The organism is Desulfogranum marinum, from assembly GCF_016918565.1.
GTDB lineage: Bacteria > Desulfobacterota > Desulfobulbia > Desulfobulbales > Desulfobulbaceae > Desulfogranum > Desulfogranum marinum.
Genome location: NZ_JAFFQD010000051.1, coordinates 1 through 16,245 on the forward strand (window position 1 = coordinate 1; position 16,245 = coordinate 16,245).

Genomic DNA, 16,245 nt, shown 5'->3' on the forward strand with positions numbered 1-16,245 from the left:
AAGCGGCCTCTGACTCCGCTCAGTTCGGAGATAAATCTTGACTTACAAGGATATAATGAGAAAAATTAGCTGTAGGTAACCATCTAAATCAACAGGAAAAAACAGGGTTGTTACGTATACAAACTGTACATATAGCCTCGCAGGTTTTCAGGGAGCGTTCGTTTTTCCATTGTAGTATACACTTTATCATACCATTAAGGCTGCAGTGTCGTTCGACGCCTTCGAAAACTTGAGCATTCCCAACCGCTCACCACCTACTTTTCTCATCTTACAAATCGGTGACCGTTACCACACCTCACCTAGCACCTGTAGTTCAGTTAAGCATCTTACCTTTCCATTATGCCAACATCGCTCTACTGCATATTCTCTGACAGGAACGGCCTACTTTTGCCCTTTGTATAACGAATCGTGAAGCAACAGATGACTTGTGCAACGGTGTCTTGGGGGATGGGGCGTGGAGTGCGAGGGTTACATCATCTGTCCTCTGCTAAAGCCATTGTTTTTTTAACACATGAAGTTTGTGGGGAGGGGAGGATGAACCTCATGCTGCTGCAATTCGCGTGTGGATGTCGTAACTATTCTCCCTGTTTAATACATTTTTTTAGTGAGGGTGTTTGGGATGTTGCATGGGAAGCTATGAATGCCTTGGTAATGAGCAGAGCTCAGCCATTGCACAGAAGAATTTTGTGAGTGTGTTTTGCCTGGTGGCCAACACATCACACTTTTTTTGAACATTAAATCAATAGCCGCAGAGAATAGGCCCCCATCTTTTACAGCTATCGAGTAGCACACAGGAGGTTTGTGGAGGGGATTCTGCTCTTTTTCCCATATGCTGTTGCCCTCACTTACAAGGTCGCATCTTGAAACATACTAGTTGGGTGGGTGGGGTTGATTGGGCGAAAGCAATATATTGAAATTAAAATCTTAACTCAGGAGAAAAGCGTATGAATTCTTAAAAAGTAAAGCAGTGAGATGTGAGGTAAAGCAGCGGTTAACGAGGATGATTCTTGTTAGCCGTTTTTTTTTTGGTTTCATTGAGATAACTCAATGGGATTTTGATTAATTATTTAGGATTACTAATGAAAAATATAATTGATGTTGATCTAAGAGAAGATCAGTTGGCCTTAAAGGAAGTACAAGACGTGCTTCAAAACCCAGATAAATTTATTGTGACAAAGCAACATGTTAAAGGAGGAACAGGATTATGTAGTGTTTGCAAGCAACAGTTTGGGACACCGCATTTGCTTAGCTGCAGCCTTGTTTTTAAAAACGTCATGGTTCGGGTCACTGCGCAGTACCCTGTTGAAACTCCTTGTCACTGGACAAAGGAATTTATTGAGTATCACAAATTAGACTCAACACCACAGGGTCTACTTGAAGCTGTTCGATATGAACTCAGTACCATTTTGCCTGATAAACTGGCTGAATATGGTCAACATCTTACGTTTGAATGCTTGGATGATCAAAGCGGCGCATTACTAAAGCACCACTAATTAGCATCTCTTTACATCAACGAGAGGTGTTGCCTGTTACAAATTGTCACCCTGACGCCTGTAACAGTCTGTTGTAATAACATTATTACCAATTCCGGTAAGTTAAAATTAATAATCACCGCTCTCGAGAATATCGTTTTGATATCTGATCAAATTATTTTGATGAGTTGAGGGCGTGGTGATCAAGAACAATATAGAGAGAATTAATATGAAAGATGAATTTTACGGTTTAACCAATGATAAAATGCTTGCTCTGAAAGCTGTACAAACCATACTTAAAAATGGCGAAAAGTATTTGGTGACAGAAGCCGATGCCAGCAAAGGTGCAGACTTCTGTTTTGTATGTAAAAAACCTATCGGTCAACCGCACAGTTTTGGGTGCGCCTGTTTTCATAAAGAAATGAAAATAGGTGTGTCAGTGGAGTATCCGGCACGTGTGCCTGTGTATTGGACCAAGGACGATTTTATCAGTCACAGAACATCTCTTGATGCTAGGCAAAGTATGGATGTTTTTATAAATGATTTATACGATTTAGAACCTGAAGAAAGGGACTACTATGGTGAATCAATCAAGTATGAATGTCTAGATGAAGATGGTGATGCTATTTTTAATAGAAATAGTGAATGAAGTACACCTGCCCAAGATAACAGTCATTATTTTAGTTTGACCGGAGAGGCTGCAAAAAGATGTGGAATACCTGTTAGGAGAGTTAGGTATCTCTGTGACCAGGGGTACATTGATCCGCCTATTATGAGCAAATGCGGCGACATCACTTACCGCAACTTTACGGAAAGGCACATTGAGCAAATCAAATCCATCGCAGCCTACCAGGATCAGGGATTTACCTTGAGGATGGCTGTATCCAAAACAAGGAAAGTGATTTGATATGGCAACAAGAGCAAAGAGGAAAATCAGGAAAAAGTATTGTCCGATGCTGGATAAGCCCTGCTTAAAGGATGAATGCGGTGTGTATTATGACCGCTTTGACAGGTGTTCCATCGAACTGCTACCGGCCAACCTGTATTTTTTGAAAGAAGAAATGAGTGAGTCAGCTGACGCAACTATGCACCTGGCAGAGAAGGCAGATCAATTGATCAAGCATATAGGCGCTGACGCACAAAAAAAGCTGTTTTAAGCAATAACAATAAATATAACCTGAAAGGGTCGCTCTTCCTACTTGGAGGGGTGGCCCTTTCTGTGTTTAGAGGTAACGATATGCAAGCAGATATGATACCCCCTACCATCAACAAAGGGGGAAGCAATGACCGAGATGATCTTGATAGGCATTGTCACCTATTCAAGGCTGTACTTTTCACCAACAAATTTACAGGCCCAGAGGCATTCTCAATTCAGCAGCAAATCAAGATATTAGCCAAATACAGGCATGGGAAATCTAATGAGTTTGAGGAAAGAATGCACAACAAGTTCGTTATGTACGAAACCAAAGAGTTTGCGTTCAGGGAACTCTTCGATCATTATTTCACTGAAAAACACTATCTGAAATATGATGGGATTCATTCGCTATCAACATGGATTGTCCAATGGATCTTCCTCAACATAAGAAATTTAGTTCGCAAGCACCGGCCACGGCCTAAAGACGAGGGGTTGAATACAAGGTTTGATATTCTTGATCCACGGAATAAAAACTTCGTCATATCAATATCTGATTATGAGCACTGGTTTGATCTACCCTCTTGGGGGACATCACCGGAGGAGACATTATCGGCCAAGCAGCTCTTTCGAATAATGTGTGAATTCTTTAACAAAAATGATCTCAACGTTATGGTGGGGAGAAAAACTATCAAGGATGTAATAACAGAGAATGGTTGGAACTATGATCAGTATGTAAAATGGCTATCACGGCGGAAGGAAAAGTTTAAGCAAGTGGTAATTGCTAATGGCTATAATGTTACTCAGATGTAGTTAAACAGTAGTACACCTGAAATCCCTTACCCTTGAACCAGCTATTGTCTGTAACAGCACCCCATTGGACATTTTTTTTCATAAAATGTGAAAAAAGTTCCTAATCCTGCCTTTCACCCTCCGAATGGGTTCATTTGTGTGCCTTTTAATCCAGTCTGCTAAAAAGTGAGGCGACTCTGGATAACGTTAAGATTAGGAATGTCCATACCAGTAGTCAGGGTACCAATACCACAGGTAAGGTACAGCCAGGAACCAACATCAATGTCAATACGAGTACCAACAGCACACAACAGTCAGTATCCATAACTGGGTCTTTTTTTAACACAGGCATAGACAACAGTTGTGATATGATGGGTGTAGCATACAAGCCAGAGGACTGGTTCTTCCTGAAATCTACTGGTGCTGCAGGCAGTAACGGTATGGATGACACGGTATGTAGTAGTAATATATCATTACTATTATCATCTCACCACAGAACCAAGCATACAGAACCAACCACTCCTCTCAATCATCTTGGCTTGTTTATCGCAATGGTCAGAAGAGAGTACAAAAGGAACAGGTACAGTATCACAATGTTGAGAGAGAAAAAGCCGTTGTCAGAGTTCGGCATCGACCAGTTAAGTATGACTCTCAACACCAACAAGCTGTACAGGGTTTTTAATAACGAATCCTTCAAGCAGGGCGGCAGGTTTTATGGTGCTCCTTACCAGAAGATGTCTGAAAAGGTGAGGTCAGGCATTTTGATTAACGGAGCGCCTACAGTAGAGCTTGATTATTCAGCGCATCATATTCGCCTGCCCTATCACTTGCTTGGGATAGATTATCAGGAAGACCCATACCTTGCTCTTGCAGAAAGCCAGGAAGAACGTGATAGGATGAAAAAATTACTCCTGATTGCGATGAATGCAGGGTCAGAGAACGATGCAATCCAGGGATTCAGGGGCGCTATGAGAGGTAAAGTGGCAAAAGGTAGTGGTATCCTCTCCAACGAGAATGTACGAAAGCTGCTTCATAATGCCAAGAAGGTTCATCATCGTATTGACCAATACATTCACTCCGGTGCAGGAACAATGCTTCAGAACCTAGACAGCAAGATAACCGAGGCTATCCTGCTCAGGATGACAAAAATAGGTGTTCCTTGCCTTGCTATTCACGATAGCTATATATCGTGCAGCAAGAGAGCCAGGATGAGCTTAAGCAGGCAATGACAGACGAATATGAGCGTGTTGTTGGCTTCGTGCCTGTTATAAAGTGAGCATCTAATCTAGCAAATCCTCTAAAGTTAACAATGTCAAGGGTTGTGTTATTTGGCTTACCTTGGGCCGTAATTACTCCCAACCATGCTCCTGTGACACCAATGACTTATTCTATCATTCATACTGCCTGGTAGATAAACGTAGGAGTCTTGAAAAAAATATGTCATTGGCGTCATGGTCTACCTATCTCATGGTTTTTAAAGGCCACAAGTATCGGTGACTATGCACTAGCTACCAGAAATTATTTGTGTGTACTGAATGGCTTTCTTTGCTTATATTTTTTATAATCTATAATTACAGTACGTTGCAACTGGGTGGTAGTACGCCTACCATTTAATTCTTGACTAATGATTGTGGGGAGTATATCTTTAGAGCAAGAATGAAAGGTTGGTCTGAACTGAAGTAGTCTTTTCTAGTAACCTCCATAAATAGGTAACGACATGGCTGATGAATTTGAAGGTGAATATGGAACTCCTCCTCCTGGATATGAGTATGAGGAAGAAGATGTTGAACTTAGTGCAGACTACCGCTCCACAGCTATCTGTAAAGCTTTAGGGATTAAGCGAGAGCGATTAAAAGATTGGATTAAAGCTGACTTTATTAGGCCGACTGTTCCGGCGCTAGGGCAAGGAACCAAGGCAGGATTTACCAAAGGTGATGTGTATGCGATAGCACTGTTCATAAAACTTCTTGGTATGGGGTTCAAAAGAGATTTTGCCGCCCAACTGATTGAACCAGTAATTGGAAAGGCTGGTAATGAAATATTTTTCAGTAGGTATTTAATCTTAACTATCGAAAGCAAAGGTGCTGACGCCGAAGAAACAATAAAACCGCATTTCCAGTGGGGCGGAAGTATGGAGTGTAAGCTTGAGTTTACGCCAAGCACATTAGCGAGCACCACGGACAATGTTGGTTTGACCGATTGGGATGGAACGTTCGTTTTCAACCTTGTTAAACTCAGTGCTACTGTTGATAAGGCGCTTAAAGATATAGAGTCGTAGGGAGTTTTTTTACCAAGCTAAAGGGTGGTAATATACCACCTATTAATAGGCCTCGAGATTGGAGAAGAAAATGACTTTGCAAAACCAGGAAAGATGCACTCATAACATGACATCTACAGCTAGTGAAAAGTCCACAGAGCAGCAAAATGAAGATTTTAATTTGACCGACCTTGGGAATGCAAATCGGTTTATTGAGCAATATGGCGACCGTGTAAAATACTGTTATTCTAGTAAAAAATTTATCATTTGGAATGGTAAATACTGGGAAGAAGATGAAAATGCAACGGTTTCAGTATTGGTCAGAAAAGTCATAAAGAGCCTATATGCAGAAGCGCAGCAAGCCGATGACGAGGTAACAAGGACTAAGATAGCTCGTCACGCATTAAAATCGGAACACGTTAATAGGATTAGAGCTATAAGAACCCTTGTGATGGAGGACCAGAGAATTGGGGTGAGTGCTTCAGATTTCGACACCAATAGCTCTTTGCTGAATTGCTCGAACGGTACCATTGATACCAGGACTGGCCAGATAAAAGCCCACGACCCAAAAGACCTTATATCGAAAATCGTTCCGGTTGATTTTGACCCAAACAGCGGCTGTCCAAATTTCAAGAAATTTATCCACAGAACAATGGCTGATAATACAGAAATGGTCAAGTATCTGCAAAGATTGTTCGGATATACACTGACAGGAGATACCAGTGAGCAGTGCTTTAACATTTTTTGTGGAAATGGCTCCAATGGAAAAAGTACCCTGCTGAATGTATTCGGAAAAATGCTCAGTGATTACGCAAAACAATCTCAGCCAGATACATTTCTTGAGACACATAAAGGTAGAATAAATAACGATATCGCAAGACTGAAAGCCGCCAGGCTGGTGACCACTACGGAGCCAGATGCCAATCAATTTCTAGCGGAAGGCATTGTAAAACAGATGACAGGCGGTGACGTAATAACAGCGCGCTACCTGCATAAAGAGTTTTTTGAGTTTAGACCTCAATTCAAAATAATTATGGCGACGAACCATAAGCCAAATATCAAAGGAAAGGATTTCGGAATGTGGCGTAGAGTAAGACTCGTTCCTTTTGAGGTAACCATTCCTCCACATGAGCAAGATAGAGACTTAGAGGAAAAGCTCAATGCAGAATTACCTGGGATTCTAGCCTGGGCTGTTAGGGGCTGTTTAGACTGGAAGAAAAATGGCCTTGGATTACCCAAAGTGATAGCTGATGCTACTAATGAATACAGACAAGAGATGGATGTAGTGGGACGGTTCATTGAGGATTGTTGCACTGTGGGAAATGGCGAGAAAGTCTCCAGCCAGATTCTTTTTACTCTTTATACAGATTGGTGCCGTCAACAGGGAGAGTCTTTAAAGACCAAAGTCGCTTTCGGAAAGGAATTGAAAGAGAAAGAGTTCACTCCATACAGGACAAGTACTGAAAGAGGCTGGGTTGGCATTGGCCTTAAAACATACCTCAATGCATTAGCTGCTTAACAACAACCAGCAGCATACAAACAAAACTATTGAAGTAAAAACGAAACGAATTCACTCAGTGCAACGGAAGAACAGGTAGCTAAGGGAAGTCAGTTACCAGGCGCGCTCACCGCGGTACCCCGCAACGGACGACATCTTTCACCGCACAGTCAAACATTTCTAGAGGAAGGACTGTGTCAATGAACGATTTTGGAAAATCAAACAACGACGGTGTAGGTGCTAAAAGATTGTATTCAATTGTTGAGCTTACGCGCTACATAGGCGCAACAGATTGGTTTTGGCGTACTCAGATTTGGGAGGGTCATTTACCCTTTATCAAAGTTGGTAAGAAAATGTTTGTTGATGTCGGAGATATCGAGGACTTTATCGCCAGTAATAAGCATCAAAATGGCCAATAACGATTGCTGTTTGATATAGACGATAATTAGCTTGAAAACAGATTGTAATCATGGGATTGGTAGAGACACGATGAATCCTTTCTTCCTCTTTGAAAATGAACAAATGAGAGGTTGGAGGACATTCATAGTACTCCTATCTTGTGCCCGTCTTGCAAGAAGGAGATATGGTATGGGAATGATATATAAGCGAGGTAATGTTTGGTGGATTAAATATTATCACAATTGCAAGAGTATCCGTGAAAGCTCTAAAAGTAAGAGCAAGATGGTTGCGGAACGGTTTCTGAAGAGAAGGGAGGGCGAGGTAGCACAGGGGCTTGCTCCTGGTGTGGTATATGACAAGATAACATTTGACCAGTTAGCAGAAGGAATAATCCAAGATTATAAAATCAATGGAAAAAAGTCACTCGTCCGAGTTGAGAAATCCGTTGAGTACTTGAGGGGTTTTTTTTCTAGGTATAAAGCTGTTCAAGTCACAACGCCAATGATTAATGAATATGTTCTCTGTCGTCTTGATAGCGGCGCAGCAAATGCAACCATTAATCGTGAATTAGCTGCTCTGAAAAGGATGTTCAATTTAGGTGTTAGGCAGACTCCACCAATTATTAATAAGGTACCACATATACCTTTGTTAAAGGAAAGGAATGCTCGAAAAGGATTCTTTGAGCATAGTGAGTTTTTGTTTTTAAGAGAGGCCTTGCCGCAGTACCTAAAGGGTTTTGTGACATTCGCTTATAAACATGGCTGGCGTCTAGAGGAGATTGCGAGCATGAAGTGGAGCCAAGTTGATGTTGAACAGGGCATTGTTCGGCTTGAGGTTGGTGAGACAAAGAATGACTGTGGTAGAACGGTTTACCTTGATGATGAACTCAAAAGCTTTTTTCTGGACCAGTGGCAAAAGCGAAAAACGGTATGCAATAAAACACCTTATGTTTTTCTCAATCGTAAGGGGGATGATAGGGTAAAGCGGTTTGATAAAACCTGGAAGAAAGCTTGCAGTGAAGCGGGAGTTGGTGTAAAAGTCTTCCATGATTTTAGGCGTACAGCTGTGCGAAACATGGTTCGTTCGGGAATACCGGAAAGAGTAGCAATGATGATATCCGGTCACAAAACAAGAAGTGTTTTTGACCGCTATAATATTGTCAATGACCAGGATCTAAAAATCGCAGCCCAAATGCAGAGTGATTACCTAAATTCCCTTGGTGGGCACAATTTGGGCACAGTTCCTACAGCGAGTGCTAAAAATTAGCAGTTTTTAATACCTAACTTACCGTAATCATTGGGTGCGCCCGTAGCTCAGCTGGATAGAGCATCGGACTTCGAATCCGAAACAGAAAAGTCGGGTTCTCCCTAGGCTGCTCTCTAACTCCCTGAATATCTTCTTCTTTTATCTCGTCTCCCCTGCTGTTCCCTCTACTTAGTTTCACCGTGGAAACATGGTGGAAACTGAACCACCAATCTCTCTTTTTATTACCTTTATTGTCTTTGTTTGTCCAATTTACTGTTAGCAAATAAAATAGGGAGAGCCTTGTTGGACTCCCCTGTCTCACACTTGCACCTGGATAGATTCTCTTAGACGACTTTTTCAATATGATCGTCTTCAAGTGCAAAGGTTCCAATCGGTATTTTTAAACCATTATTATTGGAACCGCTGTTAATCGTTATACTCAACTCATCCCTCTGCTCTTCCTCATTCCAAGATAGGGAGACCTCTGCACCAATATCCCAACCATTGGCTTCCACTTGAAGACCACTGGTTTTATGACCAAGCCTTGATGCTTCCCCTCTTCCTCCTTGAACTACACCACGATACTGAGCCATTCCTTGTAACCTCCATAGATATTTTATTCTTCTTCTATCTATTTCAATTCACCTGAAGTCATGGAAGGTGGGGGGCTTTTTGAAGGAGCAGGGGGTATAGGCAGGGAAGATGAAATGAGTCCCCCGTGCGTGGAGGAGATATACGCTCTCTCTTTCTCTCAAGAAAATTCTAACGAAACAGCTTAAGCACTACTTTGTGGGATTTAAACTATTAATATTAATAAGTTATGAAAAAACAACATTGTTATAAAGTCTTAAATCTGTCAAAAGTAAATATGCAGGATCTGTTGAGTGAGGTGCCAGACAGTTAATCCATGAAGCGTCTCTACTATCTACTAAGCGGAGGAATCAATGAGCGATGTAGCAATATCAATACAAGCTAAGTTGGAACCCATCAATGGTTCTGCCCACATCTACCCAGCTACATTTGCTGACATAGGACATAATCTTGTTGGTCTGGATAAACAGACGGGTAAAGCTACAGCAGTACAAATTGATTCTGTTGGATCTTTTGCGAACAGAATAGAAGCAGAATTAGCTGAACTAGAAATCCTTCCTCAAGTTAAAACTCAGATAAACGGAAGAGAGCTTTCCATTCATGAACTACCTCATAGAGCCTATGATGCCATACTTCGTGATTCAACGCTTGATGGTGTTCCATGGCGCCAATCTGAGATTGGACAAGCTGTATTAAGGAGTAACAGCCTAAATGCTACAGCACTTTATACCTACGCTCCTTTGACTCTGCTACTAGGAGGATGGGATTCTCATGGTGGCGATGCAGGTAAGGGAACGAAAATTGCTCGATCCGTGTCCTGTGAAATCTGGGGATATGATGTTCAAACAGTTAAGCACTGTACACAGCGAATAGATCCACTGGATATTACCTCAAGCGCTGAGAAGCATTCAATTATCAATGGCATCCTTGAGGAAGATCCAAAAGGAAAGAAACCTTCTGAGCTTGGCCACGGAGACGTTCCTGGTTCTGAAGCCAAGGGGGTTTTTGTAGAGGACATACAATTTAATGGCGCAATATCCTTAACCAGACTGAGGCGATATCATTTCCCAAATGCAAACGGTCTCATCAATGAAGCAAGAGATGCTGCTGCACGCAACGTACTCACACAACTAGCACTGATTGGCATATCAAGAACATTAGATAAGTTGGATCTGAGATCAGGGTGTGAGTTGTACACTGCAGATAGAATTGGGGTAACAATAAGCTCTGATGGTACCAAGATCCCTATCGTCTTACCAAACTCACTTGAAAACTTAGAGAAAGCTATCTCTGAGGCTGAATCACATGATTTATGCTTTTCAAAGACTCCTCTTTCTCTTATGGCAGGACCAGCTCTTGAAAATATAGCTGTAAAAGGAGGCATCTAAATGGATATGGGTGTCCAGATTGAGTTCCTGGTTACACCGCAGCTATCCATTCCATCTTCACCTAAGTATGGGGAATGGCCGCCTGCTCCAGACAGAGTATTCCAAGCTTTGGTAGCGACTGCTGCTGAAACAGGACAAAATATGGACGTGCTACGGTATCTTGAATCTGCACCTACCATTAAAGCAAGTGATGCTTTGGCTCCACCTGCTCCTGTTCGCTATGTTCCCGATAATTTCAAAAGAACCAAACGCTACCACCAAGGCGCAGCCCGACATTTACCTACAGTACATCCGAAATCAAACACTGTTCTCTATATCTGGAAAGATATGCCAGAAGAGGTTGCAGAACCAATAAGGTTAATCGTTACAAACCTTACACACATTGGTAGAGCAACAAGTTTTGTTCGTGGTAGCCTTGTAACCAAAGATATGGGTAACGGAGACTGGATTCCAGATGAACACGGAGATCTGCTTCTCCGAGCACCATATCCAGGTAGACTAGATCATTTGTGTGAAGCCTATGCTGCTGGTTTACGCAGCTCAGCAGCTCCTTCAGTGGGATATAGAAAAGCTCATGAAAATTACTTCACTACTTCTTGGGGAGACTTGATGGTTCTTCGCCCTGAGCGACAGCTTGCTCTAACTGAAACTGTGTATTGGACGAGTAAAATACGTCAAGCAGTGATGAGTCTCGCTCCAGAGGACATGCCAGCATTAATTCACGGTCACGGTAACCACCGCCATGTTGCATGGACCGCCTTACCTGACGTTGGGCATAAGTACGCTAGTGGAGGTATTATTGGGCTTGGCTGCTGGCTCCCTTCAGATGTTACTGGTCATGAAAGAGCTTTATTGGGATCAATCTTTATGAAGCTTACTAAACTAGACAATATTCAACTTCGGATTGATTCATTTGGTCTAAAAGGGTTACAGCAAGAGACATGGAATAGGGCTTCAAGAAAGTGGGCTACTGTCACTCCTATTGCACTGGATCGTTGGCCCAAAAAGAACAAATCCGCTGAGCAAATAATATCCGATAGCCTGGTAGCAATGGACTTGCCAGCTCCTTTAAACATTACCTGCAGTAATGAGTCTCCCTTAAAGAAGGCTGCAAATGCCAGGAAATATCCTTCTCGTAAAGGAAATCGTTTTATCACACATGCTGTGATTGAATGGAAAAATTCCATATCTGGGCCTCTCCTTGTTGGAGCGGATCGTTATTTTGGAAGCGGTCTGTGTAGACCTATTCAAGGGAGGTAGTGGCCAATGTTAACTCGTGACTTTTCATCTTGGTATAAAGACATACATGGTTACGAACCTTTCCCTTGGCAAAACCAGCTTGCTGATACTTTTATAACAAACTCTCTCCCTGACTCGATTTCAGTACCTACGGGAACAGGTAAAACCTCTATTATTGCTCTTTGGCACTGGGCATCACTTCAAGGGTTATCAGTCCCCAAAAGACTTATCTATATTGTTGACAGAAGACTCATTGTTGACAGCGTAACAGATTATGCTGTTTACCTTGGTTGCGATGTCATCAAGATGAGAGGTGGAGTGACAATAGATGACAGCTGGTTGATGGAACCACAAAAGCCAAAAGTTATAGTTTCGACTGTTGATCAAGTTGGCTCTCGCCTATTGTGGAGAGGTTATGGAGTAAGCCCAAAAGCAGCCCCTATTCACGCTGCACTTATTGGAAATGATGCTTTACTGATACTTGATGAAGCACATATCAGCACTCCGTTTGCGGAAACAGTCAAAACCATACAACGCTTTCAGCATAAAACGTTAGAGCCATGGCATTTCATCACTATGACAGCAACACCTTTTACTGAAGGTAAAGCTGTGACATTAACAGACGCTGATAGGAGCCACCCAATCCTCATGAGGCGTCTCAGCAACCATAAGCTCTCGAAGTTAAGGAAAGCAAGACAGGATAGCCTTACTCATGTGCTTGTTGAAGAAGCAAAACGGTTAATGGAGCTATCTCAAGGCGTGGTAGCAATCATCTGTAATACCACCATAAAAGCAAGGCAAGTATTCAATCAATTAAGTGGTCAAAAAGTACTACTAACCGGACGTATAAGACCATTTGATAAAGACACATTACTGGAAACTCTTCTGCCCAATATAATATGCGGGTCTCGACAAAACCGTGAGCCTCTCTTTGTCGTTGCTACTCAAACGATTGAAGTAGGAGCTGATTTAGATTTTGATGCTCTGGTGACCCAAAATGCTCCTTTCAACTCGTTGCAGCAACGATTTGGTCGTCTTGATCGCTTAGGCGAATTAGGGGAATCACCTGCTGTAATAGTACATGAGCAGTTAGACTCGTCTAGTGATTGCCCTATCTATGGCAAATCGCTTTTGCAGAAAACCTGGTCTTGGCTCAATACAATTGCTACTGGGAAAGGTAAGAATAAGGTTGTTGATTTCGGAATAAATGGAATGGAAGCGACTTTACAATCCAGCCAGCCACCCATTAGAGAACCTGAAACACTATATCCTCTCACTGAAGAGGATATAAGAAAGTTACGACAGACCATCCCACAGGCTATAGTCGATATAGAGCCTTGGCTGCATGGAAGTAATGTCAACAATGTGAGTGTTCAACTCGTTTGGAGAGAAGATTTACAAGAAGATAGTTCTACCTGGCTGGAAACAGTTAATGCTGCCCCACCCGTTATAGCTGAGATGATGCCCTGTTCACTGTTTGAGGTAAAGAAGTGGATTGGAAACCGATCGGTTTTAACCAGAGATACCATTTCGACAGGAAGAGATATTCGTCCAGGTGACATAGTGATTATCCCCTCCGATTATGGAGGATACGGAAAGTGGGGATGGGAACCAGCTAGCAAAGATTCTGTTAAGGATATTGGTAACCAAGCAGGGGCAAATTTTCGAATAATAGGAGCTGATGAACATACCGATATAGAGCAATATCTGAAAGATGAAGGTGTTATATTCGATAAACCCATCGCTACACCATACCTAGGTGGTTTAATTATCAGAGAAGCTAATATTCGACCAAAAGAGAAAGCGGTTCTCCTCTCTAAACACCTCAGCGAAGCTACTGAGGTTTCAAAGGAGCTAACTGATAATTGTATAGTTCACCAAGCAGTTCAACAGCATGATATTGGAAAACAAGATGCTCGATTTCAAGTAGCCCTGGGGGCGTCGGATACCCTTCTAGCAAAATCATCTTTTGCGTCTCCTTATGCTGCCCAAGTAGCTCGTCAATGGTCTGGTCTTCCTTTTGGCTGGAGGCATGAAGTTGCATCGGTTGCCATGCTTCCAAAAGAATCATCAGAGTTACTCCGATATCTCATTGCTACCCACCATGGATATGGAAGATCTATTTTACCGCTAGGAAATGATGTAGAGCTATGGGAGCAAGCTGGAGGAGCTCGGTGGGGAAATATGACCGACCGTTTAAATACGAAGTATGGAGCATGGGGCTTAGCCTACCTGGAGTCCTTGGTTCGGCTATCTGATTGGATCCAGAGTAAAAGGGAACAAGAACGTGGCATATAAAATTATTGGTCTTCGAGAAGACAACCCTCAAGGGTGGATGGCAGCAGTTGGCCTGCTATATATTCTCAATAAAATGGATATTGATGCTCTTATGATGTGGTGTGATGGATTCCCCACTCTTCCTGATTTAACTGATAAACAAGTCATTGATGCACTATGGGAGTATCTTCAGAAAGGGAGCGATTTACCTGAAAACCTACCTCAGCCAAAGCCAGGGAACAATAAAATTTCCCTTGATTTAACAGCAGGAAGAGTCAATTTCCTTGGTGTAATTAAGCAGATGATTCAGGCTGTCACACTTGATGATATCAAGAAAGCATTAAATAGAAGGTGGGTGAACCAAGATGATGTAACCAGTTTAGGGTGGGACACTGGAGCTGTTAAAATGGCAGCTAATATTGGTGGAATGAAAGCCCCGGATTCCAGCCCACATAGAGGGGTTATTGCTGGTCAATGGTTAGCTGCAGAGTCTCTCCCTTTTACTGGAACAGGGACAAGAAGCTCTGAGTATAAGTGGGTTACATGGTCGGTTCCTTTAGACTTAGAAGGTGTGAGGAGTTTAGTCCTCTCTCTGAGCACAGAATGGGGAGGTGTAGTATATTCGTCAAGTGTTGGTCGAAATGGCAAGATGGGGTATTTGGAACCAGCGCGAACTATGAGTAAACAGAAATAGCCCGTAGGTTCGCGATGCTCTAGGTTGGGAGCAGGGAGACCTTTTATATGCTTTAAAGAGAGGTTGACTTTAAAATGATTATGAGGTTCGCGAAATAGCTGCTATAAATACCTTAGTTTATAACTATTTTAAACATGGCAGTACCAACCACTTCGTAAGGAGTGGCTACATTGAAGCTTGCCCCGGTTGGAGCGGTTGCCCCAAATAAAACGTACCAACCACTTCGTAAGGAGTGGCTACATTGAAGCAAGCAAGCCATGCTCGATAAAGGGCTCACGCACACGTACCAACCACTTCGTAAGGAGTGGCTACATTGAAGCTTACCAGGCCGTCGCCTCTGATTCCGTTGTCGTTTGTACCAACCACTTCGTAAGGAGTGGCTACATTGAAGCAGAGGCATCGGCAAGTTTACCTGCTGCTTTGTAGTACCAACCACTTCGTAAGGAGTGGCTACATTGAAGCTTTCCAGCAAATGGGTATTTGCCCCCACCTTTAAAGTACCAACCACTTCGTAAGGAGTGGCTACATTGAAGCACGTTTGCGCCATGCCGTAAATGCCCCGTTATCAGTACCAACCACTTCGTAAGGAGTGGCTACATTGAAGCGACTAACATATCGGGTTTGGTATTTCCTCTTCGTGTACCAACCACTTCGTAAGGAGTGGCTACATTGAAGCCCAGACTCGGTGCTGATAGCCGGAGGAACTCCGAAGTACCAACCACTTCGTAAGGAGTGGCTACATTGAAGCAGCAGACATGTCCATGATGGTGATGAAAATTTGTGTATGGCATTTTACATGAAATACCAGTGAAGCAGGGCTAACTTCTGATGGGAAAACTACACAAGGCGCAATGTTGACTAGCTGCCTCGAATGTGGACAGAAGATATCAAAGAGAGCCTGCATATGCCCTCTCTTCCTCATTACTCAACCTTCTTTCCTAAAGTTGTTCGTAAGTATATCCAGAATTACGAAGCACCAGAAACGCCCCCTGAAAAAAAGCGTATAACATTTGCTAATTTACTTTTAGGTTCTTCTTTATGGCACTGGGGGCAACTATCGGAAGAGAGGCTGCGAAGAACATTTCTGTCTATGGAAACATATTCTTGTTATCGGATGCTGGGCACCTCCAGAAATGGCAATAGGTATTGGGTTCATGGCAACGAATGCATCTTAAACGCAAGATAGGTTCACTGGACCTTGCAGGAGAAACAAAAGTTGCTTGAGGCAATGCAGCATAGAGTTGAAGAATTCGAAAACATC

The 16,245-nt window shown here is 42.5% G+C and carries 15 protein-coding genes and 1 CRISPR repeat array; of the genes, 14 read left to right on the forward strand and 1 reads right to left on the reverse strand.

The features are described 5' to 3' along the window. Positions 1 to 1,079: 1,079 nt before the first annotated feature. The 10 genes from JWH17_RS20115 (at position 1,080) to JWH17_RS20160 (ending at position 8,816) form a co-directional block, all read left to right on the forward strand. Positions 1,080 to 1,493, forward strand: a complete 414-nt coding sequence (locus JWH17_RS20115; RefSeq protein ID WP_205224486.1) for a hypothetical protein — start codon at positions 1,080 to 1,082, stop codon at positions 1,491 to 1,493. A gap of 208 nt (positions 1,494 to 1,701) precedes the next feature. Beyond that, complete coding sequence (locus tag JWH17_RS20120) at positions 1,702 to 2,121, forward strand: hypothetical protein (RefSeq protein WP_205224487.1); 420 nt, start codon at positions 1,702 to 1,704, stop codon at positions 2,119 to 2,121. A 36-nt stretch (positions 2,122 to 2,157) separates the two neighbouring features. Further along, complete coding sequence (locus tag JWH17_RS24720; protein WP_205224488.1) at positions 2,158 to 2,379, forward strand: helix-turn-helix domain-containing protein; 222 nt, start codon at positions 2,158 to 2,160, stop codon at positions 2,377 to 2,379. A gap of 1 nt (position 2,380) precedes the next feature. Next, a complete protein-coding gene (locus tag JWH17_RS20130; protein WP_205224489.1) occupies positions 2,381 to 2,629 on the forward strand; it encodes a hypothetical protein in 249 nt (82 codons plus the stop codon). Positions 2,630 to 2,709: 80 nt separating this feature from the next. Next, positions 2,710 to 3,417, forward strand: coding sequence for a hypothetical protein (locus JWH17_RS20135; RefSeq protein ID WP_205224490.1), 708 nt, complete (start codon positions 2,710 to 2,712; stop codon positions 3,415 to 3,417). Between the two features lie 347 nt (positions 3,418 to 3,764). Then, positions 3,765 to 4,625, forward strand: coding sequence for a hypothetical protein (locus tag JWH17_RS20140; protein ID WP_205224491.1), 861 nt, complete (start codon positions 3,765 to 3,767; stop codon positions 4,623 to 4,625). Positions 4,626 to 5,113: 488 nt separating this feature from the next. Beyond that, positions 5,114 to 5,674 carry a MerR family transcriptional regulator gene (locus JWH17_RS20145; protein ID WP_205224492.1) on the forward strand — a complete coding sequence of 187 codons (561 nt, stop codon included), beginning with the start codon at positions 5,114 to 5,116 and terminating at the stop codon, positions 5,672 to 5,674. Between the two features lie 70 nt (positions 5,675 to 5,744). Further along, entirely contained in the window at positions 5,745 to 7,172 is a 1,428-nt protein-coding gene (locus tag JWH17_RS20150) for a DNA primase family protein (protein WP_205224493.1), read from the forward strand. 179 nt (positions 7,173 to 7,351) lie between these two features. Continuing rightward, positions 7,352 to 7,570, forward strand: a complete 219-nt coding sequence (locus tag JWH17_RS20155; RefSeq protein WP_205224494.1) for a helix-turn-helix domain-containing protein — start codon at positions 7,352 to 7,354, stop codon at positions 7,568 to 7,570. A 169-nt stretch (positions 7,571 to 7,739) separates the two neighbouring features. Next, positions 7,740 to 8,816 carry a tyrosine-type recombinase/integrase gene (locus JWH17_RS20160; protein WP_205224495.1) on the forward strand — a complete coding sequence of 359 codons (1,077 nt, stop codon included), beginning with the start codon at positions 7,740 to 7,742 and terminating at the stop codon, positions 8,814 to 8,816. Between the two features lie 323 nt (positions 8,817 to 9,139). Here JWH17_RS20160 and JWH17_RS20165 read toward each other — a convergent pair whose 3' ends face one another. After that, the gene (locus JWH17_RS20165) at positions 9,140 to 9,388 is read right to left on the reverse strand and encodes a hypothetical protein (protein ID WP_205224496.1); all 249 of its coding nucleotides are present in this window, start codon (positions 9,386 to 9,388) and stop codon (positions 9,140 to 9,142) included. Between the two features lie 351 nt (positions 9,389 to 9,739). Here JWH17_RS20165 and cas7g point away from each other — a divergent pair, with 351 nt between their 5' ends. The 4 genes from cas7g to JWH17_RS20185 are packed head-to-tail and all read left to right on the forward strand — an operon-like array spanning position 9,740 to position 14,984. Then, positions 9,740 to 10,774, forward strand: a complete 1,035-nt coding sequence (gene cas7g / locus JWH17_RS20170; RefSeq protein ID WP_205224497.1) for a type I-G CRISPR-associated RAMP protein Csb1/Cas7g — start codon at positions 9,740 to 9,742, stop codon at positions 10,772 to 10,774. After that, positions 10,775 to 12,034: a type I-G CRISPR-associated protein Csb2 gene (gene csb2 / locus JWH17_RS20175; RefSeq protein ID WP_205224498.1), complete on the forward strand. Its 1,260-nt coding sequence runs from the start codon at positions 10,775 to 10,777 to the stop codon at positions 12,032 to 12,034. A 6-nt stretch (positions 12,035 to 12,040) separates the two neighbouring features. Continuing rightward, positions 12,041 to 14,311: a type I-G CRISPR-associated helicase/endonuclease Cas3g gene (gene cas3g / locus JWH17_RS20180; protein WP_205224499.1), complete on the forward strand. Its 2,271-nt coding sequence runs from the start codon at positions 12,041 to 12,043 to the stop codon at positions 14,309 to 14,311. Further along, positions 14,301 to 14,984 carry a hypothetical protein gene (locus JWH17_RS20185; RefSeq protein WP_205224500.1) on the forward strand — a complete coding sequence of 228 codons (684 nt, stop codon included), beginning with the start codon at positions 14,301 to 14,303 and terminating at the stop codon, positions 14,982 to 14,984. Before cas3g ends, JWH17_RS20185 begins: the two co-directional genes overlap by 11 nt. A gap of 140 nt (positions 14,985 to 15,124) precedes the next feature. Next, positions 15,125 to 15,732: a CRISPR direct-repeat array (repeat unit 37 nt; unit sequence GTACCAACCACTTCGTAAGGAGTGGCTACATTGAAGC). Positions 15,733 to 16,245 lie beyond the last annotated feature (513 nt).

Bases quoted from the DNA above. Each gene is read 5' to 3' on its own strand.
- JWH17_RS20140 (WP_205224491.1), top strand. From the start codon at position 3,765: ATGATGGGTGTAGCATACAAGCCAGAGGACTGGTTCTTCCTGAAATCT.
- csb2 (WP_205224498.1), top strand. From the start codon at position 10,775: ATGGATATGGGTGTCCAGATTGAGTTCCTGGTTACACCGCAGCTATCC.
- JWH17_RS20130 (WP_205224489.1), top strand. From the start codon at position 2,381: ATGGCAACAAGAGCAAAGAGGAAAATCAGGAAAAAGTATTGTCCGATG.
- JWH17_RS20155 (WP_205224494.1), top strand. From the start codon at position 7,352: ATGAACGATTTTGGAAAATCAAACAACGACGGTGTAGGTGCTAAAAGA.
- JWH17_RS20160 (WP_205224495.1), top strand. From the start codon at position 7,740: ATGGGAATGATATATAAGCGAGGTAATGTTTGGTGGATTAAATATTAT.
- JWH17_RS20145 (WP_205224492.1), top strand. From the start codon at position 5,114: ATGGCTGATGAATTTGAAGGTGAATATGGAACTCCTCCTCCTGGATAT.
- JWH17_RS20135 (WP_205224490.1), top strand. From the start codon at position 2,710: ATGCAAGCAGATATGATACCCCCTACCATCAACAAAGGGGGAAGCAAT.
- JWH17_RS20150 (WP_205224493.1), top strand. From the start codon at position 5,745: ATGACTTTGCAAAACCAGGAAAGATGCACTCATAACATGACATCTACA.
- JWH17_RS20165 (WP_205224496.1), bottom strand. From the start codon at position 9,388: ATGGCTCAGTATCGTGGTGTAGTTCAAGGAGGAAGAGGGGAAGCATCA.
- cas3g (WP_205224499.1), top strand. From the start codon at position 12,041: ATGTTAACTCGTGACTTTTCATCTTGGTATAAAGACATACATGGTTAC.
- cas7g (WP_205224497.1), top strand. From the start codon at position 9,740: ATGAGCGATGTAGCAATATCAATACAAGCTAAGTTGGAACCCATCAAT.
- JWH17_RS20115 (WP_205224486.1), top strand. From the start codon at position 1,080: ATGAAAAATATAATTGATGTTGATCTAAGAGAAGATCAGTTGGCCTTA.
- JWH17_RS20120 (WP_205224487.1), top strand. From the start codon at position 1,702: ATGAAAGATGAATTTTACGGTTTAACCAATGATAAAATGCTTGCTCTG.